27 protein-coding genes are annotated in these 22,565 nt (G+C 40.8%); 13 read left to right on the top strand and 14 right to left on the bottom strand.

What is annotated here, in order from left to right:
• Window positions 1-7: 7 nt before the first annotated feature.
• Window positions 8-139, bottom strand: coding sequence for a hypothetical protein (locus tag DN53_RS18110; protein WP_262707901.1), 132 nt, complete (start codon window positions 137-139; stop codon window positions 8-10).
• A 329-nt stretch (window positions 140-468) separates the two neighbouring features.
• On the opposite strand from DN53_RS18110, the gene DN53_RS04235 reads away from it, so the two are divergent.
• The gene (locus DN53_RS04235; protein WP_129653142.1) at window positions 469-1,140 is read left to right on the top strand and encodes a BON domain-containing protein; all 672 of its coding nucleotides are present in this window, start codon (window positions 469-471) and stop codon (window positions 1,138-1,140) included.
• Between the two features lie 130 nt (window positions 1,141-1,270).
• Here the strand turns inward: DN53_RS04235 and DN53_RS04230 are convergent, their stop codons facing one another.
• From DN53_RS04230 to DN53_RS04205, 6 genes are all read right to left on the bottom strand, one after another.
• Window positions 1,271-2,437, bottom strand: coding sequence for a glycoside hydrolase 100 family protein (locus DN53_RS04230; RefSeq protein WP_129653141.1), 1,167 nt, complete (start codon window positions 2,435-2,437; stop codon window positions 1,271-1,273).
• Window positions 2,438-3,580, bottom strand: coding sequence for a glycosyltransferase family 4 protein (locus DN53_RS04225; RefSeq protein ID WP_129653140.1), 1,143 nt, complete (start codon window positions 3,578-3,580; stop codon window positions 2,438-2,440).
• Window positions 3,581-3,605: 25 nt separating this feature from the next.
• Complete coding sequence (locus tag DN53_RS04220) at window positions 3,606-4,235, bottom strand: PIG-L family deacetylase (protein WP_129653139.1); 630 nt, start codon at window positions 4,233-4,235, stop codon at window positions 3,606-3,608.
• Between the two features lie 30 nt (window positions 4,236-4,265).
• Window positions 4,266-5,138 (bottom strand): SPFH domain-containing protein, encoded by an 873-nt coding sequence (locus tag DN53_RS04215; protein ID WP_129653138.1) that lies wholly within the window; start codon window positions 5,136-5,138, stop codon window positions 4,266-4,268.
• A 48-nt stretch (window positions 5,139-5,186) separates the two neighbouring features.
• Window positions 5,187-5,528 (bottom strand): cupin domain-containing protein, encoded by a 342-nt coding sequence (locus DN53_RS04210; protein WP_129653137.1) that lies wholly within the window; start codon window positions 5,526-5,528, stop codon window positions 5,187-5,189.
• Between the two features lie 206 nt (window positions 5,529-5,734).
• Window positions 5,735-6,295, bottom strand: coding sequence for a helix-turn-helix domain-containing protein (locus tag DN53_RS04205; protein WP_207211072.1), 561 nt, complete (start codon window positions 6,293-6,295; stop codon window positions 5,735-5,737).
• Between the two features lie 138 nt (window positions 6,296-6,433).
• On the opposite strand from DN53_RS04205, the gene DN53_RS04200 reads away from it, so the two are divergent.
• From DN53_RS04200 to DN53_RS04170, 8 genes are all read left to right on the top strand, one after another.
• Window positions 6,434-6,667: a hypothetical protein gene (locus DN53_RS04200; protein ID WP_129653136.1), complete on the top strand. Its 234-nt coding sequence runs from the start codon at window positions 6,434-6,436 to the stop codon at window positions 6,665-6,667.
• An 805-nt stretch (window positions 6,668-7,472) separates the two neighbouring features.
• Complete coding sequence (locus DN53_RS04195) at window positions 7,473-7,805, top strand: cupin domain-containing protein (protein WP_165357261.1); 333 nt, start codon at window positions 7,473-7,475, stop codon at window positions 7,803-7,805.
• 252 nt (window positions 7,806-8,057) lie between these two features.
• On the top strand, window positions 8,058-9,137 hold the full coding sequence (locus DN53_RS04190) for an N-acetyltransferase DgcN family protein (protein WP_129653134.1): 1,080 nt from the start codon (window positions 8,058-8,060) through the stop codon (window positions 9,135-9,137).
• The gene (locus DN53_RS04185) at window positions 9,134-10,219 is read left to right on the top strand and encodes an alanine/ornithine racemase family PLP-dependent enzyme (RefSeq protein ID WP_129653133.1); all 1,086 of its coding nucleotides are present in this window, start codon (window positions 9,134-9,136) and stop codon (window positions 10,217-10,219) included. The genes DN53_RS04190 and DN53_RS04185 overlap by 4 nt, the downstream gene beginning before the upstream one ends.
• The gene (locus DN53_RS04180) at window positions 10,185-10,880 is read left to right on the top strand and encodes a M15 family metallopeptidase (protein ID WP_129653132.1); all 696 of its coding nucleotides are present in this window, start codon (window positions 10,185-10,187) and stop codon (window positions 10,878-10,880) included. Before DN53_RS04185 ends, DN53_RS04180 begins: the two co-directional genes overlap by 35 nt.
• A gap of 697 nt (window positions 10,881-11,577) precedes the next feature.
• Window positions 11,578-11,853 (top strand): SPFH domain-containing protein, encoded by a 276-nt coding sequence (locus DN53_RS18105; RefSeq protein WP_207211070.1) that lies wholly within the window; start codon window positions 11,578-11,580, stop codon window positions 11,851-11,853.
• A 10-nt stretch (window positions 11,854-11,863) separates the two neighbouring features.
• On the top strand, window positions 11,864-12,427 hold the full coding sequence (locus DN53_RS04175) for a prohibitin family protein (RefSeq protein WP_207211069.1): 564 nt from the start codon (window positions 11,864-11,866) through the stop codon (window positions 12,425-12,427).
• A 722-nt stretch (window positions 12,428-13,149) separates the two neighbouring features.
• Complete coding sequence (locus tag DN53_RS04170) at window positions 13,150-13,356, top strand: hypothetical protein (protein WP_129653131.1); 207 nt, start codon at window positions 13,150-13,152, stop codon at window positions 13,354-13,356.
• A 303-nt stretch (window positions 13,357-13,659) separates the two neighbouring features.
• Here the strand turns inward: DN53_RS04170 and DN53_RS04165 are convergent, their stop codons facing one another.
• From DN53_RS04165 to DN53_RS04150, 4 genes are all read right to left on the bottom strand, one after another.
• Window positions 13,660-14,088 (bottom strand): hypothetical protein, encoded by a 429-nt coding sequence (locus tag DN53_RS04165; RefSeq protein ID WP_129653130.1) that lies wholly within the window; start codon window positions 14,086-14,088, stop codon window positions 13,660-13,662.
• A gap of 394 nt (window positions 14,089-14,482) precedes the next feature.
• Window positions 14,483-15,400 carry an ABC transporter permease gene (locus DN53_RS04160; RefSeq protein WP_129653129.1) on the bottom strand — a complete coding sequence of 306 codons (918 nt, stop codon included), beginning with the start codon at window positions 15,398-15,400 and terminating at the stop codon, window positions 14,483-14,485.
• 84 nt (window positions 15,401-15,484) lie between these two features.
• Window positions 15,485-16,432, bottom strand: coding sequence for an ABC transporter ATP-binding protein (locus tag DN53_RS04155; protein ID WP_129653128.1), 948 nt, complete (start codon window positions 16,430-16,432; stop codon window positions 15,485-15,487).
• A 6-nt stretch (window positions 16,433-16,438) separates the two neighbouring features.
• Window positions 16,439-17,305 (bottom strand): COG1470 family protein, encoded by an 867-nt coding sequence (locus DN53_RS04150; protein WP_129653127.1) that lies wholly within the window; start codon window positions 17,303-17,305, stop codon window positions 16,439-16,441.
• 476 nt (window positions 17,306-17,781) lie between these two features.
• Between DN53_RS04150 and DN53_RS17870 the strand changes: the two genes are divergently transcribed.
• Complete coding sequence (locus tag DN53_RS17870) at window positions 17,782-17,928, top strand: hypothetical protein (RefSeq protein ID WP_165357259.1); 147 nt, start codon at window positions 17,782-17,784, stop codon at window positions 17,926-17,928.
• Window positions 17,929-18,125: 197 nt separating this feature from the next.
• Here the strand turns inward: DN53_RS17870 and DN53_RS04145 are convergent, their stop codons facing one another.
• Together DN53_RS04145 and DN53_RS04140 are read right to left on the bottom strand one after the other, a co-directional pair.
• Complete coding sequence (locus DN53_RS04145; protein WP_129653354.1) at window positions 18,126-18,917, bottom strand: membrane metalloprotease; 792 nt, start codon at window positions 18,915-18,917, stop codon at window positions 18,126-18,128.
• Window positions 18,918-19,224: 307 nt separating this feature from the next.
• On the bottom strand, window positions 19,225-20,064 hold the full coding sequence (locus DN53_RS04140) for an oxidoreductase (RefSeq protein WP_129653126.1): 840 nt from the start codon (window positions 20,062-20,064) through the stop codon (window positions 19,225-19,227).
• A gap of 330 nt (window positions 20,065-20,394) precedes the next feature.
• Between DN53_RS04140 and DN53_RS18195 the strand changes: the two genes are divergently transcribed.
• The 3 genes from DN53_RS18195 (at window position 20,395) to DN53_RS04125 (ending at window position 22,012) form a co-directional block, all read left to right on the top strand.
• On the top strand, window positions 20,395-20,568 hold the full coding sequence (locus DN53_RS18195) for a helix-turn-helix domain-containing protein (RefSeq protein WP_129653125.1): 174 nt from the start codon (window positions 20,395-20,397) through the stop codon (window positions 20,566-20,568).
• Between the two features lie 82 nt (window positions 20,569-20,650).
• Complete coding sequence (locus DN53_RS04130; RefSeq protein WP_129653124.1) at window positions 20,651-21,385, top strand: helix-turn-helix transcriptional regulator; 735 nt, start codon at window positions 20,651-20,653, stop codon at window positions 21,383-21,385.
• A gap of 72 nt (window positions 21,386-21,457) precedes the next feature.
• Window positions 21,458-22,012 carry a dihydrofolate reductase family protein gene (locus DN53_RS04125; protein WP_129653123.1) on the top strand — a complete coding sequence of 185 codons (555 nt, stop codon included), beginning with the start codon at window positions 21,458-21,460 and terminating at the stop codon, window positions 22,010-22,012.
• A 127-nt stretch (window positions 22,013-22,139) separates the two neighbouring features.
• On the opposite strand, the gene DN53_RS17865 is transcribed toward DN53_RS04125, so the two are convergent.
• Window positions 22,140-22,286 carry a hypothetical protein gene (locus tag DN53_RS17865; protein WP_165357257.1) on the bottom strand — a complete coding sequence of 49 codons (147 nt, stop codon included), beginning with the start codon at window positions 22,284-22,286 and terminating at the stop codon, window positions 22,140-22,142.
• Between the last annotated feature and the right edge of the window lie 279 nt (window positions 22,287-22,565).

Genomic DNA, 22,565 nt, shown 5'->3' with positions numbered 1-22,565 from the left:
TACTCCTCTATGGGATATGCCTCTTGTGGTTTCTATTTTCAATGTTTATCTTGACATCCTTATGCTCCCTTTTTTGCTTTAGGCTCAGTGCGAGCTTGGGTTTGTTGGATTTTGCAGGGGTCTTATTTCCTTTTGACATTTTCTTTGGTTTAGTGAAATCCGGTTTTCCGAATCTATATCGGGAAACAATCATAAGATATTGAAAATCAACAAAAAAAAGTTGAATAAAAAAGGAATTGAGTTGCATAAATCACAGATTCCTTCCGTGATTAATGGATATTGGGATTGAGCAGTGCCCAATTATTTGAATTGCGTTTTTGACATTAATACGGGAATATAGGATTCCACAGGTAAGTCAATGTGTGATTTTTGTAATTGCTTTTCACAAGTGTACAATGGTAGTGCTGATTATATATAAGACCTTTATAAGGTTGTGAAAAATAATTCACACCTTTAAAATAGCTTATTATGAAAAGTAACAAAATATTACAGAAGGATGTCGAAAATGCCATTAAATGGGAACCTCTATTACATGCAACTGAGATTGGTGTCACGGCCAAGGATGGTATGGTTTCCTTGACAGGTGTGGTGGATAGCTACACAAAAAAAATGGAGGCTGAAAATGTGGCAAAAAGCGTGATTGGGGTCAATGCCCTTGTGGAAAACATTGAGGTAAAGTTTAATGACTCATTTAAGAAAAGTAACGAGCAAATTGCAAAAAAAGTTTTGAGAGCATTAAAATTGAATGGTTCCGTACCCGATGACAAGGTGACCATAAAAGTAGAGGATGGATGGGTTACCCTAGAAGGTGAGCTTTCATGGAATTATCAAAAAGAAGCTGCAATGGATGCCATACGCTATCTGACCGGAATTAAAGGAATAAGTAATAATATTAGAATCATTCCGGAGTCGCATGACGCCATCGAACAACGGGATGTCGAGGATGCCATTGGAAGAAATTGGTCCATTGATGATCACGATATCCATGTCATGGTTTCTGGAACAACGGTAACACTTACCGGAGATGTACATTCTTGGTATCAAAAAGAAGAGGCTGGCCGTATTGCATGGAATACTCCTGGCATCAGTCAAGTAAAAAATGAATTGGAGGTCAATTACTATTATGCTTTGATCAATTAATTGATATGGAGAATATTTTAAGGTAAACGATGTCGTGTGAAAAGACGGCTCATCTTTTTTAAGGAAATAAAGAGTATGGTTTTGCCCTTAATGGACGTTAAGCCTTTTATAAGATTCTTTTTTAGGACCATTACCTGAGGACGTCGAAAAATGGCGTCCTTTTTTCTGCCACACATTGCGCTGCATATAGGTAGTTTGATGCGCTCCAAGTCTGCCAGTCCTGCCCCATGGGTTTTCCGTCCTGGGCCTTGTACCACTCATTGAAACCGAATTCAAGTTCCTTGTTCCTGGCTTTTTTGATAAGCCGGGTCAATGCCAGAAGTTTTGTCTCCGCCAAACCATAGTCTTTGTTGGCCACAAGGGCCGCAATGTAAAACCCGGTTATAAAAGGCCATATACCGCCATTGTGGTAATTTCCAGGTTGGTTGAAATCAGCGTACCTAGGGACCCAATCCGAATCGCCTGGTTGGATAAAAGGGAAAAAATTAGGGGAGAGGTCATTGGACAGCTCCTTTGTTTTTCTCATTGTGGAACACGATGTTTCAACCCAATCGATTATGGCCTTTGCCCTTGATGGTGAGGCAATACCTGATAAAATGGCCATACTGTTGCCCAATAGGTCGAAACGCTCGCTACTGTATACCTTATAGGACCATAAGGCGTAATAGGGTTGACCGTCAATGGTCAGCCCTTCAGGTTCTTTGTTGCTTATTTTATCCGGACAAAAGATTGGTCGTTCCATTTCAAGCCTTAATTTTTCGGCTCTTTTTGTATTACCGAACAATTTTAAATAGGTGTGGACCAAAGTGTTTACAAACAGTCCATGTCCCAATACCCATTGTTCGTCACGCCAGTCGCTGGTGGGCATTTGTGAGACCATGTATTGGTCCGATGGACTTTGGTATTCCATCCATAAAAGCGCATCTTTTATGGAATCTTCTAAAAAAAAAGGTTCCTTGGCCACTTTCCTGAAGATTCCGACAGCAATTAGAAACAAGGGGGTGGTATCGCTGGCACCCCGATCTTCCCTATCATGGACCAGAGAGGGAATATGGCCTCGCTTGGATTGGTTTTTGGCCAACATCAGCAAAACATGGCGGACAGTTTGCAACAGTACGGCATTTTTTGTTACAGCAATCCCTAAGACGGAGATCAAAAGGTCACGGGTATAGGGTTCGGGATATCCCCAACCGGCTGTTCGCGGCAGATCAAGGAACGGCCCCTTTGAATTGTGCAGGAGCACTTCCAGAGCGGCCCTTTCCGCGGATTTTATGAATTGTTTGTTTTCCGAGGTCATTTAATCTATACCTAGTTTATCCTGTATAATTTGGATGAATTTTTTGGCCACGACCCTGTAATCAAAATGTTCCACCACATGTTCCCTTGCGGCACGGCCCATGGCTATCCGTAGTTGTTCATTGCCCATGAGCAGGAGCATATACTTGGCAATTTCCTGCACATTGGCCCGGTAATCGACCGTTCTGGGAATATCGAACACGATTTTGTGTTTGTTTTCAAAACCAGATTCTTTTCCCAAAAGCACTTCCTTAACGACGATTTTTTGTGCCACCTCGGCGAGAAAGGCCGTTTTTTCATGTAAAAGTGTGTCCAACATTCCCATGGCCTTGATCCCTATGACAGGTTTTCCGCAAGCTCCCGCCTCCACCTGGGGCATACCGAACCCTTCAAGACGTGAGGGGGCCGCATAAATATCACATGCGCCAATAAGATACGGCATGAAATTTCTGGAAACGGTATTGGTCGCGTAGGTGACATTCTTTTCAATGCCTAAATGGGTGGCCATTTCCAGATCTAGGAGGTTCTGGGCCTTGGTCCTCGGTTGTGGCCATACTTTGCAGACGTATTTCCAGTCAGGGGCCTTGGCGTCAATGATCGCCAAGGCCTGCATGACCTCCTGGGCACCTTTTGAAGCGGCATCACCGCCAACGGTCAAGATCATTAACTGGTCGGGGGGAATGCCCAATGATTCACGTACCGCCACAATTTTAGGATCGTTTTTGTCAAAGGGGACAAAAGACATGGTATCACAACCTACAGGCAGCACCTCGATAGTTGATGCTTTGATGCCATCCCTTACATACATTTCCTTGACCCAGTTTGAAGTCACCAGAATCAGGGGCAGATCGTTCAGGACCTCTTGGTAGTTGGCAATATAGCCATCGGCAACCAACCAAGGTATGGGCTCGATGCCATAGCGCTGGGGGTGCAGTACCAAGTGAGGGGTATGGCCCCAATAACCAATGCCCACTACCACATCGGGTTCAAACCATCTATAATACCACTCTTTTTCCTGTGCCGATTCAAAGTGGACCGCATATGTGTCCACGCCAAGTTCCAAAAGCCCACGATAAAGCAGGTCGCCCTGCGTTGCAAGACCGCCGGGGGAAGGTGGATAATCGTAAAGGACCAGGACTTTCATTTCCTAAATCTTTAGGGGGTTGCTGTTAAATTCCTTCGTGCTCCAGCCATTTTTGGGCATCTATCCGGTTTTCGAACTTCCAGAAGGCCTCTTCCTTGGGTGTTGTCTTTGCTTCAAATCCTGTCTTGTCAAACCCATATATTTCAGTGATTATCCGGTATTTTTCCTGCCAAATGTTTTTTGAAAGCATATGATGGATACTTGCCCCCTTTATTGCCTGGGGATAGTATTTTTTGTATCCGTCTTCAAAGGCAAAGGTCCATAGCTGATTCGTGGAAATTTTTTGTTCGTTCCACAGCTCGATTACCGCCCTGCCTATTTCTTCATGACGTAAATGTCGTGTATATTCACCTGTAGGACTGTGCGTTAGGACAAGGTCAAATTTCTGTTCGGGCAGTAGATTCAAGATAGCTTTCTTTACCACATTTTTGTTCAATGGTTTTTGCTCCACGCCATCGTTTAGATTGCCCATACGACCCTTGGCGTTGTAAGCCGCCAAGGCTTTTTTAAATTTTGGGGCGCGATCACGGTCATTTTTTCGGCAAAGGCAGGCAATGAACCATGTATGCTCTGGATGCATAAGCACGGTGCCCCCACACCACAAGGTTTCATCATCTGGGTGCGCAACAATTACCAAAACGTTCTTTTTCTCCATGGTTTTGAAGGTTTATATTGCACTTTTGCTTTATTCCATTTTGGATTTTTTGGTCATAGGAAGAACTGCGCCGGCCATTTCCCCGATTATGTTTACCAGTTCAGTGCCAGTGGGCACCACTATTTTGGTGTTCGTCTGTAAGGAAGTTTCCACAGCTTGCAGCTTTCTAAGGATCTGTGCGTTGCCGATAAAAAACTTATCGGCAGCCTCGTTTACGAGCTTTATCGCTTCGGCCTCGCCTTCGGCATGGAGTATCTTGGCCCGTTTATATCCTTCGGCTTCTTTTATTTTGGCTCTTTTTATACCGTCTGCCACAGTTTCCGCAGCTGTGGCAGAATCTACGGCCGCAATTTTTTCATTCTCCGCCTTTACCACTTTGTTCATGGTTTCCTGTACATCCTTTGGAGGATCGATTTCTTTTAACTCCGTTCTCACGATCTCAATGCCCCAACCCATGGTTTCCGTGTGGAGTGTTTTATATAGGTCCGCATTGATCTTTCCCCGCTCACTATTGGCGGATTTTAAGGTCAAGGTTCCGATAATGTTCCTAAGGGTTGTACGGGCAAGGTTTACGATTTGATACCTATAATCGTTTACATTGTAGATAGATCCCTTAACACTTTCCTCGTTATCCTTTACCCTAAAATATACCTGGGCATCCACGCTGGCATTCAGGTTGTCATTGGTGATGATCTCTTGGGGCTCCGCATCCACCATTTGCTCCGTAACGTTGACAATGAACATACGGTCAACGATCGGGATGATCCAATGGAACCCGGGACCGGCAAAACCTGAGTATTTCCCCAATCTTTCTATTAGGCCTCTCTGCGTGGGGCGGACAATTTTAATCCCTATCAATAAAAAGATCAATATGGGAAGGCCAATCAAGGGATACATATACATATCAGACTATTTTAATGTTGTTCATTGATGACTTTATTTAAGATGGGGCTACTCATAACCACTTTTAATGATAGTGGAGATCATTTTGAACCGTTCATTGGCCTTTATGACATTTTTTGAATGGGCAGGAATGATAATGGCCTGTCCCGTCTCCAAGGTTTGTGAATTGCCGTCGATCAAGATTTCGGCCCTGCCCTCGATGATTTGGATGAACGTATCGAATGGCAATGTTTTTTCTGTTAGGTTTTCACCTGAATCAAAAGAGACCGCAGTGACATTCCCAGTGGTTTTTTTTATGATGGTCTTGATGACCACAGCATTGGGAATGTATTCAATGATCTCGACAATGATAAAGACTTTTGATTTTTCTACCTCTATATTATTTTCCATAGCTAAAATTTTACGGGGAGGTAATAGGGGTTTTAGGCATTCCCCGTCGTCCGGATAAAGGTGCGGGATTTTTAAGGATAATGTATTACATGTGGAAGAGGAATAGTTGCAGTTTTCCCACATTTATGGTATAGTTAATAGGTGTCGGAATGACATTTGTTGCATCCCGGGAATTTAGCCTGGGCAATCTTCCTTTTCCAAGACAATCACAGATCTTCCAGGTTTTTAAAGCGCTTCTTTTTCAGTTTTTTATAATAGGAAGGGGTCAGTCCCGTAATTTTTTTAAACTGGTTCGATAAATGTGAGACACTGCTGTAATGCAGTAAATAGGATATCTCGGTCAGGTTCAACTCATCGTAGAGCAAAAGTTCCTTTATCCTTTCTATTTTGTTCATGATTATGAATTGCTGAATGGTGATTCCCTTTACTTCTGAAAACGTGTTTGCCAAATAGGTATAATCATATCCCAATTTTTCGCTGATGTAGTCAGAATAGTTCACTTTGGGTAGTTCATCCGAATAATGGATCATTTCGATGATCACCGACTTGATTTTTTCAATGATGATCTTCCTATGGTCATCAAGAAGTTCAAGACCGTATTTCATGAGGCTTTCACGTAGCTGCTCCCTTTGAAGATCAGTGATGTCCTCCAAGATCTCTATGGTTCCAAGATCCACATTGACATAATGAAGGCCAAGCTTTTTGAGCTCCTCCTTTACCACCATTTTGCAGCGCAGGCTCACCATGTATTTTATGAATAGCAACATTTTTTTTGTGTTTGTTGTTCAAGGAAAAGCCAAGAGCTGGGATTGTAACTATGTGATTTATATAACTTTTGCTGGAAATCATATAAATAACAGAAGCGGATTTAAACTTACCTTCCATCGAGCAAGAAAAGTAAGGCTATGCAAAATAAAAGAAAAGGAAATCAACTGATGAAAGGGATTTTTGATTTGACGCTTTCCTTTCAAATGGAGTTCCCTGTAATATACGACAATTTATCGGAAACACCACTCTTTTTGGACTATGAAAACAAAGGGATGTCCAAAATCGAATTTGAGGAGTATTATAAATTTCTCAAGGTACAGCTCAGGGTTTTTGAGAAGCAAAGATTACCGGGAAGGAATATGATCAGATGATATAGTGTCTCATTGGGAACTAGGGTCGTTTTGATGAAGAATTTATGATCAATATGCGATAGACCTATGATATATGTAAGATTAATAAAGATTTATGTTGTGGACTCCCCAATTCTATGTGCCATCTTTGTGTTGTTCGGTTTTGACTAAAAAGCGAACAGCTAATATGATATACTATGAAAAGAAAAAACTTTATCCACCTTGTCCTTGAAAAATTCAGGAGCTTCTGTAGACCCATGTTTTATAATGGAAGAAGCGGCCGAATAACTGAAGAATTAAAAACCGACAAAAATTCACATTGGTTCATTTAAGACCAGAAAAGATTAAAGGGGCCTATATAATTTGTACAGCCTTCTGTTTCAAAAATTCTACTGATTTAGTAAGTGAGTAAATGCTTCTGATTTTTTTTTCAGGGGCTCAAAAAAGGGCAGGAACTAAAAAACACTGCCCTTTTTAAACCTAAAGTGCCAAACTCCAAAATGGCCCACGGCCTCTATGAACATGGTTTTGAAACCACAAACACAGAACGGGCCCCAATAATGTTAAATCAATACCCTGATGCGAAAATGTGTCATCTATTTTATTCTGTTCATAACAATGCTCGTACTGGCAAGCACATTGCCATGAAGCAATCATAACTTAAATAAATACACTATGTCAAAAGAAAGAGAGGGAAAGAAAAAATCGGGAAAAACCCCACCTTCAAAAACCCCTAAAGAAAAAAAGGCGGCAAAAAGGGCCAAACGGAATGCCAAAGATTGGTCGGAATAGAGAAAAAGGGACATTGATCTTAATACCATTGATTATGGACAGGGGTGAATTTGAGGAATCCAAGACGTTTAACCTAGCAGATATACTGGAGTTCAATTCCAATGCCATCGTGGTAAAAAACATATGTGTCCAGAACAACTGTATCATACAGGCATTCGCATTTGATTATGGCAAGGTTTTGTCCCATAATGAATCCCCTTTTATTCGATTCATCCATATCATTGAAGGAAAGGCCGAGGTCGTCATAAACGGCAATTCCACTTTTATGCGGAGAGGGGATTCCATAATTATACCTGCATCCACATCCTGCTCCTTTGAAGCAAACCATAAGTTTAAGATGTTGTGTACCACTATGAAAAATGAATGACCCCATACATTTCTTCTGCACAAAAGCATATCCAATGAAAAAGAATCACATAACAAATAGATATAAAAAAGGAGACCTTGTTTACGCAAAGGTAAGGCCCTGTGTCACACTTGTTGTGCGATTGTATGTCCGCAAGGTCTACTACTGTGCCATCCACAACGACCCTACCGCAAATGAACTGGTTTATTTCGACAGCGAGCTTAGACCCTATTTAGGCAATCTGTCGATTGTTAAATGTCAACAACAAATAGTATGAAACAAAGTGCCTTGGTTTATTGTGAAAACGAATTTGGGAGTTTAGACGGCAAAGTGGCCAATGGACTCATTAGGCAATCGGAAAGATATGCCATTGTTGGGGTAGTGGACAGTACCAAAGCCGGACAAGATGCAGGAGAGTATCTTGATGGCGTGAAAAGGGCAATTCCAATTTTTAAGAACATTGGGAGTGCCCTGGAAAAGCTGGGCAGTATTCCAAAATATTTTATCTATGGTATCGCACCACTTACCTCATTTTTGAGCAATGAACAAAGAGAGGTTATTTTTACGGCCATGAAAAATGGGATGGACATCGTCAATGGTCTTCCCGAATTTTTTAACGATGACCCACAATTTGTTCGGGTGGCCCATGAATATGGGGTATCCATCCAAGATGTGCGAAAACCACCTGCACGTGAAAACCTCCACAATTTTACAGGACGTATCCAATACATAAAGGTTCCGATCGTAGCGGTCATGGGAACTGATTGTGCGGTCGGCAAAAGGACCACTGCCTTGTTTTTAGTGGAAGCACTTCGGAATGAAGGCTTAAATGCCGTTTTTGTCACCACCGGTCAAACGGGCCTCCTCCAAGGTTCCGAATATGGGGTGGCAGTGGACGTACTGACCTCTGGGTTTGCCACGGGAGAGGTTGAGCATGCCATTCTGAATGCCTGTGAGAAAGAGGAACCTGATATCATTGTAGTGGAAGGTCAAGGAGCGTTGAGCCATCCCGCATTTACCTCTTCAAGCGCCATCCTGCGAGGAGCAATGCCCGATGTCATTATTTTACAACACCCTCCCAAGCGAAAAAGCTATTGTGATTATCCGAAAATTCCAATGTTGGGGCTGGTAGGTGAGATTGAAATGATTGAGACATTCTCCAAGGCCAGAATCATAGCTATTACCATTAATCATGAAAAGATGGACAATGCCGAAATAAGCCAATTCATTAAGAGATATGAATCCGAATTTAATCTGCCCGTCACAGATGTTTTGAAGTATGGGTGCGATAAATTGGTAAAAGCATTGCTCAGGACATTTCCAGAGCTTGTAAGGGAATCGGTTTCCGTTTGAATCTTCCGAGAATAGATATCGATTCCGCGAAAATTGCACATAACGTCCAAAAATTGACAACACTATATGGCTCCAAAGGCATCAAAATAATAGGTGTTACCAAGGTCATTGGCGGAAATCCGGCCATTGCTAGGATCTTGGTGGACAATGGCATCAAAATCCTTGCGGACTCCAGATTGGAAAACATATTGAGAATGCGTAAAGCCGGTATAAGGGCACAGTACATGTTACTAAGGTCACCCGCACTCAGCCAAGTGGAGAAAGTGGCCACCCATGTCCATATCAGCCTGAATTCGGAACTCATAGTGCTCAAGGAACTTTCAAAGCATGCCTTGAAAAATCATAGTATCCATAAAGTGATCCTAATGGTGGAACTTGGAGATCTGCGTGAGGGGATCATGCCTTCGGAAATGGAGAATATGGTACGGGAAGTAATCGGCTTGAAAGGCATCGTTTTGATTGGGATCGGTACAAACCTTGCGTGTTTCAATGGAATAGCTCCCGACCTTGATAAGATGACCGAGCTATCCTCCATAGCAGTACATTTAGAAAACAAGTTCAGTATTTGCTTGAACATTGTGTCAGGGGGGAACTCCGCAAATTATCATTGGTTCAAATCGTCAAAAAAACTGGGCAGAATTAACAGTTTGCGTTTGGGAGAATCTATTTTTCTTGGTAGGGAAGCACTTTGCAGGGAACCCATCCCTGGGCTTTTCACCGATATATTTACCCTTGTGGCCGAGGTTATAGAGGCAAAACAAAAGCCTTCCATGCCTTATGGTAAAGCCTATCAAAACATGAACGGTGAAATCCCCTGTTTTAAAGATATTGGATTAATGAGCAGGGCCATTTTGGGCATTGGCCAACAGGATGTTTTGGTTTCCGGAATTGTACCAAAACAAGAGGTGACCATTTTAGGGGCAAGTAGCGATCATATTGTGGTGGATAACAATAAGGCAAATTTAACGGTGGGGGATACCGTGACATTCGACCTTGACTACAATGCCCTCTTGAGAGGGCTGAATTCTATACATATAACAAAAAACCATGTCAACTATCAAAAATGCCAAGAAGTATTGTGAAGCAGTGGAAGCCAAAGATGCCCGAAACAAGATCTTGGTCCCGACCATTCCGATCCGGGAAAATCACACCGCCCTTAAAAGCTTAAAAGAGACAGGTCTTGATTTGATTTTTGAACCTTCGTTCATGGATGATTATCAATATCTGGTCCGGGAGGATATGATCGAAAAAATAGCTCGTATAAGTCGAAAGTTGGGCGCACAGAACAAGATTCTGATCATCCGCTCCGCATGGAGGTCCTTTGAGCACCAACAGCTACTTTGGGAAACCAAATTCATATCCTTTCAACGGATGCAAAGGATGTATCCTGAAAAGCCTTCGAAAGAGATTGAAGAGATGGTCAGCCATTTTATTGCTCCGCCCCAAAAGTCAATGCATACCACAGGCGGTGCAATAGATGCATTGATCTATGATGCCGTTCAAGATTGCGTCATGGATTTTGGAACCAATACTGGACTGGAAATCAAACTCTCAAAGCAATGTTACCCCTACCACCCGGGCATCGGTCTAGAAGCAAAGAAAAACAGGGCCCTGTTGATCGGATTATTTGAAGATGAAGATTTTGTGTGTGATCTGAAAGAATATTGGCATTTTGATTATGGCAATGTCATGTGGGCCATTGGAAAAGAAAGGGAATATGCCATGTATGGTACCATAACCTAAAAAATGCCGAGATACACTGGGGAAATGGATATCTTGGACAAGAATACATTCAACAAAAAAAAGAGGGTGAAAACCCTCTTTATTATTTATGGTATTAAGAAAAACGCATTAGCAACGGAGCGGTGTGCCTTCGATGGTTTTTCCAGCTCTCATGACGACTTATTGGTCTGTCAATGCTCGGATTGTTATCCTGGGGCACTTTCTTTTTCGGCTTCATAACTCTTCTCTATTTAACTATTAGTGATGGGGGCAAAACGCTCCCTTATAAACACTTGGATATAGCATGTAAAGATAGTCTAAGCTTTACATAATAGGGATGGGTTTAACATGGCGCTAAGACAGATAAAATGGGTGACGTGGGCTATTTAATGGCCTAAGATTTTGAAATTGTCCCCTTACCGGCAAAGTGCTGTAAAGGCCATAATGCCAGATAATGATAAAACGCTCCCGAAACGCTTCGGAGGGGCTTAAAACACTTTTTGTTCCAGGAATGGTCTTTCGCCAAAGGCCAAATTCCCATAATCCCTTTTCTATCGGATTCACCTTTTCTTTCACAACTCTGGTTTTTTGGTTACCGGAATATGGGAAAGGGCCATGTGCCAAGGCTTGACATAGTATGATTTATGTAAGACCTGACCGATCAGGTATAACATATTGGGGATGCTAAATCCCATCTTTGCAATTAAACACAATTATTATGGATAATGACCCTTTGAGGGAGATAAAAAATGTACTGAAAAAAAGGCAATGGAGAGGTTTGATCATCAGTGTTGCGTTAGTGGTGTTCCTTTTCCTATTTAAACCATGGGTGCAGATCGGTGCAGGTGAAAGAGGTATTGTCCAGAATTTTGGAGCGGTACAGGACGTGGTATTGGATGAAGGGATCCACTTCAAAATACCCATAGTACAGACCGTGATCCCCATGGATATAAAGATCCAAAATTCTGGACAATGCCGCTTCCTCATCCTCTGATCTTCAGGATGTGGATTTGTCCGTTGCACTTAACTATCATATCATACCCGATAAGACCAATTTGGTGTATCAGACCATCGGTGTGGAATTTAAGGAACGTATCATCGACCCTGCCATTCAAGAGGTTATGAAAGCAGTGTCGGCCAAGTATACCGCAGAGGAATTGATTACCAAAAGACTTGCGGTAAGCTCGGAAATGCAAGAAGCCCTTACTTCAAGATTGCTCGCATCGAACATATCGGTTGATGCCTTTTCGATCATCTCATTCAGTTTTTCCCAGACCTTTACCGATGCCATAGAGGCAAAACAAACTGCTGAACAAAATGCATTGAAGGCCAAAAGGGACTTGGACAGGATAAAGGTCGAGGCCGAACAGACCATTGCTGCAGCAACTGCCGAAGCAGAGGCATTACGGCTAAAAAAAATGAATATTTCACCCGACCTGATCGAACTCAGGAAGATAGAGGCAAACCTAAAGGCCATGGAAAAATGGAACGGGATCTTGCCCCGGGTAACAGGTGCAGGTGCCATTCCCTTTATAGGTGTGGGTGATGTCATCAAAACAGATAAATAATCTTCGGATATGGACATGGAGACCATGATTGTAAAGTTCATTCAGATTCACTTCATAGTAGGGTCCCTTAGAGGGTTTTATAGATACCTCATGATTGATAAACATCAATACAATTATTATGACCCTTCCATGAAACTTATAGGGAAATTGGCCCATAATTTGTTATATGGCATCATCAGTTCAACCACTTTTCTCATTTCGGTTTGTTTGTCCGTCCTGGCATTTTTAACGCTTTAGTTTGATGGATACATCCCTTTCAGAAGTGTTGGATGGACTTGGGTTTCTTGTATTTCATAGAGCGTTCTTTAAACTTTGAAAGGATCAAAACCCAATTGATCCTTTTGTTTCAAAGATTACTTGAAGAGCATAGAAGTATTACCCAACGTGACGGTCATAGAAAATGAAAGTTTCCTCTTGTTGGCCCACACATTGGTTATCCTCAATGATTAGGAAGCCGTCCGATTCCAATGTCTATTTATAATGGTATTTCAACTCATCAAGGGATATGCCATCTACCCCATGACTGGAATATGTCGGACTCAATGTTGTGGCCTTGTAGGAGGGAGGCGTCCACATGGGCTGCCCTTGCACTTGCATTGATAGTGATAAAAAACCATCATTAAATCTGGGTTACGGATACATGAATTAACATTGAACAAACATACCTGGGTGCTATTTTGATTGTAAACAACAATATTATTTTTTTTGGATGCTTAAATTATATGAAAACGAAAAGAATAAAAAATTGGGTAGTTGAAAATCCCCATAAAGCAGCTTTGTCTTTTATGGATTTTGCGACTTTGTTAGATTCAACAATCAAAAAAATTAACGGAAGCTTGGCGTTGGGTTTTTTAAGTTTTAGAGAAATAGCTGGTGTTATATTGGTTGTTGGCACAGTATTGCTATTATCAATTCTTTTACTGGGCTAAGAGTACCTTTAAAACGCTTTGGAAAGCAAAAAGATATTGAAGTCCTTTGGAAGTGGACTTAAAATCACAAGAGACTAAATCAACCACATTTTTATAATATTCCCTATCGGGATTGCAAATCTAATGCTGTACACCTTGTTATTAAAGGCAAGTTAATCCTGTAGATACCCCGATCTTTAGGACAGGTTTTCTACAAAACTATTATAATGTAAGATTTGGGGGTCTAATTATTCTTCTTTTAAATAGTTCGGTTTTATGAGGAGTCTACATCCAACTTTAGTTTAAGATATGTAGGAAAAATAACTATTTAATTCGTTGATAAAAAACTGAAGGTCCGTCACAGGGAACAGCTCCCCCAGATAATGAAGAATCGGATACTAGTGCAAATAGTTCAATTAATGAATCTGAACAATTAATTATTAATTCATTTTGAGCATCGTGATTCAATTGTATAGTTATTTGATCATCTGATTGAACGAATTCGAAGTCACCTTCACTTGAAATATATCCGCTTTCAGTTTCTTTAGTCTTGGTGAATCTTCCAGAAGACAACAACACTATACTTTCTTGCTCATTCAAGGTGTCGCTTTTGGGCATGCTATTTGTAATTTCCGATGTCACTAAAACCCATTCTTGAGGAAATTTGTTGATATCAAAAACTTGCTCCACATTGTTATCCGAAGAACACGAAACGACAAATAAACCAAATAGGAAAAGTACATATCTAATCATAGTAACTTAAGCTTTATTTCTGAAAAATAAATATCAAAAACTGTTCCTAGAACCATTAAAGACCTAGTTTACTATAAATTTAACAATACTTTTTTTGTCATTTCTTTTAAGGGGCCTTTAAAAACTTGATTCGTAAATATTGACATCATAATATCTTTCCAAGTGCCATTTGATAAGCCATGTGCCAAGTTTGTATTTCCTTTCTAAGCGTAAAATCAATTCGACCTTCTTTTGATGAATTCTGTTGGGGTAGGTGTCAGATTTCCGCTTTTTCCTTAAATGACCTTCGGTCCCATCCTTATCATACTTTCTTTTCCATATTAAAAGTGTCGCTTTAAATGTTATCAAAATAGTCCACTTCTAGTTGAAGATTTACATGCTATAGACAATTATATTAACCTTTGATTTCTTTGCGCATAAAAAAATAATAAGCTAGTGCAAAACAAACAATGGTGACAGAAACCAACCCACTCATTTGTGGCCATACAATCATAAGGCTGTCCCAGATAGGTAGCGGATTAGGTATTGCACCCGACATTTGTTCTATACTCATCGGTCCAAGACTGCGAATCTTGGGCATTAATAAAGTAGTTGAGGCATCCGTATATAACTGACTGGGTGCCATGCGTAATAAATCTGCCATCCAAGGAATCCGATTTGCCGGAAAGGGACTGGATCTGGGGACCAGAACAGAAGCAATCACGTTGAGGATAATGTGGTAGAAAATGGTAAAGAAAAGCCACACTCCTATCGATGCAATGGCAGCCGTGGCAGCTTGTTTGAACCGGATTGAAAATATCATGGAAAGACTGAACCAGAAACCGACATAGAAAATGCAGATAAGGATGTAAAGTAATATACGGAATAATTCCTCAAATTCGATGGGAACTCCTGTGATGAGCAAACCTCCCCCTACCATGAGCAGGGTTAGCGAAAGAAATAGGATACTTACCAAAAAAGTCACACTGATAAATTTTGAAAGTAACAGATTGTCCCTGTATATAGGTTGGGCCATTATCCGGATCAATGTCCCGTTCTGTTGTTCGGCATTGACGGCATTGAACCCAAGGCTTATACCCAATAATGGGCCCAAAAAACTGATGAACACATGAAAAGATGGTAAACTACCATCAGAGGTCGTTAATAGCTTCAAATACAACAAAAGATCACTGGGATCCTCTGAACTGGATACCGTAATATTTAAATTGTTCACAGCTATATACATAGATCCAAAGAACGTAAAGGATATAAGTATGAGTAAAACCAAGAATTGCCAGCTTCGGATCTGGTCGGAAATCTCTTTTCTGACCATCACCCATAAAGGGGAATTTCCATTTCTCTTTACTCTTGAATTGAAATCAGTACAAGAAGTTATCATAATGTTCGAATAAACTTTTTAGGTAGGGTTTTCAAAATACTTTTGATAAATTTCCACAAGACCATACTCTTTTTGATGAACTCCAATGATATCGTAGTTTTTGGTTGCCATGAAACGTACAATGTCTGGGGTCAGATCCTTGTTACAAGCAATATGAATCTGGTTCTCTTTAATGGTGACCTTTTCTATATGGTGCAATTGCATTAGGTCGAGTTGATCCTTCCAAGGTATTTGAATAGGTTCTTTTAAAGTTAGGTAGATTTGATAGGAGGCCTCTGGAAACAGCTTTTTGGATAATTCCGAAATATTGCCCTCCGCCAATAATTTTCCTTTAACGAATATACCCACCCTGTCACAAACCTGTTGGACCTGGTTCAAATGGTGTGAGGAAAGCAATACCGTAAGGCCCTTTTTATGACTCAATTGCTTGATGAGTTCCAAGAACGCTTTGACACCGGTCGGGTCTATTCCAAGCGTAGGCTCATCCAGAATGATAATTTCAGGTTGCTTAATAAGCACTTCGGCCAAACCTAAGCGTTGTTTCATTCCTCTGGAGAATGTCGCTGTCTTCATGTTGATGGCATGGCTCAATCCAACGGTATCCATAACTTCAATCGCCATTTTTTCAACCTCGAATCTGGAAAGTCCGTTGAGTTGTCCTATGTACATTAAATTTTCAAGCCCCGTCATTTGATCATAGAACCCAATATTGTCAGGCATATAACCGACCTTGCTTTTTATGGAAATCGGATTGGTCGTGGCATTGTGGCCGCTAATAAGGGGGGTGCCGGACGTTGGTTCGACCAAGCCCAACATCATTAGGATTGTGGTTGTCTTACCAGCACCATTGGGGCCAAGAAGTCCAAAGATTTCACCTTTTTCTATGTTGAGATCAAGATTGTCGACCACATGTGTCAAGCCATAGGTCTTGGTCAACCCTTTTAGTTCAATAATGGATGTTTTCATGGCTTCCTATCTTCTACCGTACTTGCGGATTAGGAAATACACAATGGCAATGGTGATCAATATGACAGTCCCTCCAAGCAAACCGGACGTCAACGAAGTGACCACTGACATTCTGAAAACGGCCTGATCACTGGTATTGGCATTTTTAGCCGTAAAGGTGGTCATGTAATCCCCGGCAATGGTCTTGTCAGGAACAGTCAGGATAGCAATTACATTTTCTGTTTCCCCTGGGGACAAATTGTCTATTTTTGATGGTTCGAAAACAACACTCCATTTAGGGGGGGCTTTACTGGTTAGGATAACGTCCTCTAAATCCAAGGAGGCGGTATTTTTGACCACCAATTGGATTTCCTTGCGTTGCCCTTCGATTATCTTTCCATTTAATCGTCCTGTAGGGGTGCTTATTTCCAGCTTATGTGTACCGCTAATTACCGCTTCTAAATCCAATCGAATCGACTCATTGTCAGATCTGGCAGTTACCGGAATACTATATTTTGACGGTTGAGCTTCATGGGATGGATGAAGCTCTAAAGTTATCGTTTCCTTACTGCCACCATCTACTTTAATTGATGTGAATTGTTTGCCTCGGGTTTTAAAGGCGGCGTACCATCCTTTGGGAAGTTCCGTAATCAACTCATAGACCTGAGGGTTCGAAGAATTGTTCTCCAAGGTCGTCGTATATCGAAATACTTGGTCCGCCGTAGATTCAAGATTGATCAAATCAGAGAAAAAGGCGGATTCGTTCTCCCTTTTTTCTGATGGTCCTTGGCCAATGGCCAAATTGGAAATTCCTAAAAAAATAAAAAGAAAATTGATGGTTGATACTAAAATGTGCCGAAACGCACAATGGAGTGAAAAGTAATTTGTTGACATAACAAAACAGAAATAATTATTATTAAAAAATACAATTGATTAATATGCTAATTATACAATGCTTTATTAAAAAGATATTTGGGGTTTTAAAGGTTAAATTAGTAGAGATGAAAAAAAAATAAAAGAAAAAAGTGGCAATTATAAAAATTTTAACGATAAACTCATTTAGACTTTTTGGTTTTGAACTTTTTTAAAACTAGAACGATGAAGGATAGGAGATTGAATCATTTCCGGCTCTCGGCCGTGGTGTAGAACCTGTTGAGCGGTGAGGAGAGCCGTCCATCCAGGACCATAAAGGAGGAGCAGGGAACTTTAAAATCGGATTTTGATTTCATTACACTTTCGGAACTCGTTGCCGGAATATGGATCATTAATCGGGAAACAACGGGTGAGATATCAGGAACGGTAACCGACCCCCAGAATACCTCTGACAGAATTGTGGTGTACGCTTATAAAAAGGGTCCTATAATACCGAGGTGGAAACCCAGGGTCAAGGCGAGAGCGATTTCCAGTTTGCCAATGCCGCCTCCAGTTCCGCGGTAGGGCGCATCAACAACCCCTATAATTTGAACTTTTTGGCAGAAGGGGTATACAAGTCGATATTTGTTTCCTATACCCAATAAGGCAATACGTTTTATTTGAATTCCCAATTGCAAGTAGAGTCCGCTACAGGGCTAAACCTAAGGGCTATCAGTGTTACCTCTGCCCTCCAGCTTAGTGCAAAATGTCACCGTGTCCGGGACTACTTCCCTGTAAAAGAACACATTGCCAATCATAGAAAAAGCCCCAATTAGGGGTATTTTTGTACTTGGCCCATATCCTATTTCCCTCCATTGGCCTTCAGATCGGCCAAACAGGCTGCATCCAGTTCAGGTATGTTGCCACCACTGATCATATTTACCAGTCCCTCACCGGTTTCCGCAGTCCAATACATCAGACAATCATCCGTGGTACAATGTCTACCGTGCTCGGAGTCCTGATGTCTACTTTGCAACGGGGTACCCGCGTTGACCAATCCCAACAAATGCCCGAACTCATGGTTTAGTACCGTGGTTTCCAAGACCGTAGTACTTGGACCCAGAGGCTGCCCACTGAACTCCCTAATGGTTTCAGCGAATAATGCAAAAGAGGTATTTCTGTATGCAATACCCAAAACGGACCCCTGTTCAGTATTCTCGGAGTATTCACCGTCCATGAACAGCCCAAAGACCTTAAGGACATTGGTTTCGTTATAGGCGGTTCGGATATTGTCCTCCAATTCCCGGATATCCGCAATCGTATAGACTTCTTGTCCCGGGGAAGGAATCTCGGTCAACTCCATCGTTATACTTCCTGGCTTATTAAGCCTTTCCTTTAAAAAAATCTCGAAATTGTCCAAAGTGGTCGAATTGGGTTCCAGACCTTCAACATAGACTATCTCAAGATGTAAATCTAAAAATTGGGAGTTCCCCAATAGGTCTACAGCCGAATCTCCCACTGATTTTCGGTTCTGTGAGACATCAACGATGTCTTGGGTACCGCCAACATCACTTTTCGTTTCTTGGTCAGTCGAACAACCTAAAAAAAATAGCCACACCCACAAGGCCAAATACTTTAATCTGGGAAAGTTCATGTGTAAATCCTTCATAACAAGATAACGGGAACAACTATCGGGTTAGTATTCAAAAGAGGTGCGGTTACCAAGGGAAACGGTTCTGTACCAACGAACCATATCCATATCCATTCTTTATTGCCTGTCCCGTACGGGTCCTTCCAACAGATACCCATCACTTTAGACCACCTTTAGGAAAAGGTTTTTGTTGGCCGTTATGGGAACACACAAATACGGAAATATGATTTGATCGCCCTTTCCTGCTCTACACAAAAAATTAAATTTGACCGATTCCCACCTTATATTCTAAAGTCTTTTAAATGTTAAACTATTCAAAGTCACATTCTTTACCCAATTGTTCAAAATGGGCCAACTCCTCCATTAAAATATTGTTTGTCCTTTCAAAAACCTCATACGCAATTTTGCCTAAAGGCAAATGTACCGGAGCTTCTTCCAATTGTGCCAATCTGTAAATGGCCTTTGCAGCTTTTTTAGGGTCCCCTGGTTGATTTCCACTTAATTCCTGTAAGCTTTTTATACGCTGACCCACGGTACTTTCGTAGTCCTTGATCTTTGTATTGTCGTAAGCTGCCGAACTTCCAGCCCATTCCGTGCGGAAAGGACCTGGCTCCACATTGGTGACCTTAATCCCCAATGGTTTTAATTCAAGGGCCAAAGCTTCCCCAATACCTTCCAAAGCAAATTTGGAACCGTTGTAAATGCCTAATCCTTCAGAGCCGACACGTCCGGCGATCGATGTAATATTTATGATGTGCCCTGCGCGTTGTCTGCGCATATGGGGCAATATTTGCCTAATAAGGGTCAAAACACCAAAAACGTTAACATCAAATTGTCTTCTCACCTCCTTATCGGGAACTTCCTCAATACTCCCCATAATACCATAACCGGCATTGTTGACAAGAACATCGATCTTCTCAAACCTATTATAAATGGCTTTAACACCATCGGTTATCATTTGTGAAGATGAAACATCCATGAGAATGCCGAAGGAATTTCCTGGTATTTCATTTTTGAATGCCTCTACTTGGGATTTCTTCCTAAAAGTCCCGATCACGATATGTCCCTGTGATAGAACCTCCTTCGCCAATTGTCTGCCCAATCCTGATGACACCCCTGTAATTAACCATACTTTTTTGTCCTTATTCATTGTGTGCGGTTGAAATATATAAAGATCCAAACTCTGTTTGGCAAATATACTAAGTTTAAATTGCCACATACTTTTCGTTTCATTATCCGGGTTCTTTGGACCCAATGGTCTTCGTCACATATGTCCATGCCATCTTTTATGGGAAAGGACGGCAAAACTTTCAAGTTCAACTGTGGATATTCTTTTTTTGGGGTTTGACCACATTGGTGTTGGGCATCACTTATTGAATGAGGGGTATTTGTTATTAATTGGACTCTGAGACTTTTGTTTGGCAACTCCGAATACGTTTAACTTGTCAAATGTCAATCCAATTCTGATTATGGTTCCACTTTGAAGCACATCTACATTTTTTTGGTCAAAGAGGCTAAGAATTTACTGATTGGAACTGAAAATAAAGTGTCTGAAACTGCCTATGAACTGGGTTTTGATAGTCCATCCTACTTTACTCGATTGTTAAAAAAACAATCGGGAATGAAATCCTTGGAATTTAGGACAAATGCATAGTTGAACTCTTCTTGTATCAATATAATTATTATTCTTATAGCCTATTTGGTAGTCATTGTAAAGAAAGATCCTAAAACAATAAATGAAATACAAAAAAATAAAGCCGTACAAAGAATTAGAGCCATTTATTCATTTTTATTGGGAATTGAAAGGAAATGAACAGGAAGGACTTTGGGAGCGGGTTTTTCCTGACGGATGCGCTGGTTTATATATGAATTTAGGTAATAGTTGTTTGACAGATAATGGTGGCCTTTCATTGGAGTTTGGTAAAACATATTTGGTCGGTGCAATGACTTCTTTCAAAGACAGCTTCATTGATCATGATACACACTTGATAGGAGTGTGTTTTAAACCAGGGACTTTTGCAAATTTTTATAGTTACACCTCACAAAATGAATTGATCGATAACACCGTGGAATTTGAAAAATCTAAATCATTCAATATTGATAAAATGCTTAAAGCCCCCTTCAATTATTTCGACCATTTTTACTTAAGGAGAATAAAATGTAAAAGCAATCCACTCCAATCCGTTATCAGTGACATTCATTTAACAAACGGACAAATTGCCATTGACAAGCTGTCAAAACAAAATTTCACTTCTGTAAGACAATTGGAACGTAACTTTAAAAAGTTCATCGGTCTATCCCCAAAGGAATATGCAAACATTGTTCGATTTCAATATGCTTTGGGTTTAATTAAAAGTTCAGGGAAAAAACGTAGTTTGTTGGAGGTTGCTTTTGAATGTGGTTATTACGACCATTCACATCTTACCAATGAAATCAAGAGAAACACAGGGCTTACACCGTCACAACTCTAATTTGTCGCGTTTTTACAAAGTACAGGTGGTTGTCCAAAAGTATTTTTGTGTAAATATTAAAATTTAAGGGGAATGCGAAAAATATCACTTTTCATTGCAACAAGTTTAGATGGATACATTGCAAAGCCTAATGATGACCTTAGTTTTCTAAAAATTGTTGAAAAAGAAGGAGAGGACTATGGTTATACGAAATTTACGGACAGAGTGGATACCATACTCATTGGTAGAAAAACCTACGATTATGTAATTAAGGAAATTGGTGTTGGTCATTATGATAATGGACAACGGGACGTTTATGTCATCACCAGGACCAAACGACCACAGGAGGGAAGAACAATTTTTTATACGGGAAGCATGGCGGAATTGGTAAAGCGGCTAAAATCCAAGGAAGGAAAAAATATTTATTGTGACGGGGGTGCCCAAATCATAAATGAGCTATTGAAGCACGATTTGATCGATGAATTCGTAATTTCAATTATTCCGGTTTTGTTAGGTAGTGGCACGAGACTTTTTGATGATGGAAGACCAGAACAAATACTTGAGTTTGTCGAGATCAAAACATTTGACACTGGATTGACCCAATTGCATTATAGGCGAAAAAATAAGCAAGAGACACAATATGGATAAACCGAGTAGTTCACTTTCACATTTCAGCTAAGCTCACTTTGGTTCTGGAAAGGGGGTAAACAATAACCTTTTTTTGCAATTATGGACTGTAACGGTTAAATGGTGTTTACTTAGAAATCGATAGGACTCACTCTTGCACCACAAAGTTTTCCTTAGTGCCGAGGGGTTTTGAAATGGGTTGGATGAAGGGTTTGATCCACGTGTATTCATTCCAGCGATAAGATTCCAAGACATCGGCCATTTCTGAAGTTTCATGGCTCGATATACGTTTCAACAAATGATACCTTGTGATGGGTATCGTTCTGTTCGACAACCTGCTTTTTGACCAAGTTATAGTATGATGGCACAAGTTTTTTGACCATGTTCAATTCGTTTGGTTCGATTCGTTTTGTTCAATTCGTTTTCTTTGGATAGGCGGCTTTGCCTTTAGCTCCGAACAATTTGGCACTAAAAACCATTCTTGGAAATAAAAATTAGTTGGTCATGTCCTTAGGCGAGTTCCGACGAACCCTTTTAGTGGTGCTTCGAGCTTTTACAAGCTTGTGACCTTCGG

Source organism: Flagellimonas olearia (genome assembly GCF_004150225.1).
GTDB classification, from domain to species: Bacteria; Bacteroidota; Bacteroidia; order Flavobacteriales; family Flavobacteriaceae; genus Flagellimonas; species Flagellimonas olearia.
This window is presented reverse-complemented; position numbering and strand designations above follow the sequence as displayed.

Coding starts and splice junctions, on each gene's coding strand:
- DN53_RS04210 (WP_129653137.1), bottom strand. CDS start 5,528: ATGGAAAATAATATAGAGGTAGAAAAATCAAAAGTCTTTATCATTGTC.
- DN53_RS04125 (WP_129653123.1), top strand. CDS start 21,458: ATGCGAAAAATATCACTTTTCATTGCAACAAGTTTAGATGGATACATT.
- DN53_RS04225 (WP_129653140.1), bottom strand. CDS start 3,580: ATGAAAGTCCTGGTCCTTTACGATTATCCACCTTCCCCCGGCGGTCTT.
- DN53_RS04165 (WP_129653130.1), bottom strand. CDS start 14,088: ATGATTAGATATGTACTTTTCCTATTTGGTTTATTTGTCGTTTCGTGT.
- DN53_RS04150 (WP_129653127.1), bottom strand. CDS start 17,305: ATGTCAACAAATTACTTTTCACTCCATTGTGCGTTTCGGCACATTTTA.
- DN53_RS04230 (WP_129653141.1), bottom strand. CDS start 2,437: ATGACCTCGGAAAACAAACAATTCATAAAATCCGCGGAAAGGGCCGCT.
- DN53_RS04200 (WP_129653136.1), top strand. CDS start 6,434: ATGCAAAATAAAAGAAAAGGAAATCAACTGATGAAAGGGATTTTTGAT.
- DN53_RS04130 (WP_129653124.1), top strand. CDS start 20,651: ATGAAATACAAAAAAATAAAGCCGTACAAAGAATTAGAGCCATTTATT.
- DN53_RS04155 (WP_129653128.1), bottom strand. CDS start 16,432: ATGAAAACATCCATTATTGAACTAAAAGGGTTGACCAAGACCTATGGC.
- DN53_RS04195 (WP_165357261.1), top strand. CDS start 7,473: ATGGACAGGGGTGAATTTGAGGAATCCAAGACGTTTAACCTAGCAGAT.
- DN53_RS04190 (WP_129653134.1), top strand. CDS start 8,058: ATGAAACAAAGTGCCTTGGTTTATTGTGAAAACGAATTTGGGAGTTTA.
- DN53_RS04235 (WP_129653142.1), top strand. CDS start 469: ATGAAAAGTAACAAAATATTACAGAAGGATGTCGAAAATGCCATTAAA.
- DN53_RS04215 (WP_129653138.1), bottom strand. CDS start 5,138: ATGTATATGTATCCCTTGATTGGCCTTCCCATATTGATCTTTTTATTG.
- DN53_RS04180 (WP_129653132.1), top strand. CDS start 10,185: ATGTCAACTATCAAAAATGCCAAGAAGTATTGTGAAGCAGTGGAAGCC.
- DN53_RS18110 (WP_262707901.1), bottom strand. CDS start 139: ATGTCAAAAGGAAATAAGACCCCTGCAAAATCCAACAAACCCAAGCTC.
- DN53_RS04170 (WP_129653131.1), top strand. CDS start 13,150: ATGAAAACGAAAAGAATAAAAAATTGGGTAGTTGAAAATCCCCATAAA.
- DN53_RS04220 (WP_129653139.1), bottom strand. CDS start 4,235: ATGGAGAAAAAGAACGTTTTGGTAATTGTTGCGCACCCAGATGATGAA.
- DN53_RS04160 (WP_129653129.1), bottom strand. CDS start 15,400: ATGGTCAGAAAAGAGATTTCCGACCAGATCCGAAGCTGGCAATTCTTG.
- DN53_RS04145 (WP_129653354.1), bottom strand. CDS start 18,917: ATGAACTTTCCCAGATTAAAGTATTTGGCCTTGTGGGTGTGGCTATTT.
- DN53_RS18105 (WP_207211070.1), top strand. CDS start 11,578: ATGGATAATGACCCTTTGAGGGAGATAAAAAATGTACTGAAAAAAAGG.
- DN53_RS04205 (WP_207211072.1), bottom strand. CDS start 6,295: ATGTTGCTATTCATAAAATACATGGTGAGCCTGCGCTGCAAAATGGTG.
- DN53_RS04140 (WP_129653126.1), bottom strand. CDS start 20,064: ATGAATAAGGACAAAAAAGTATGGTTAATTACAGGGGTGTCATCAGGA.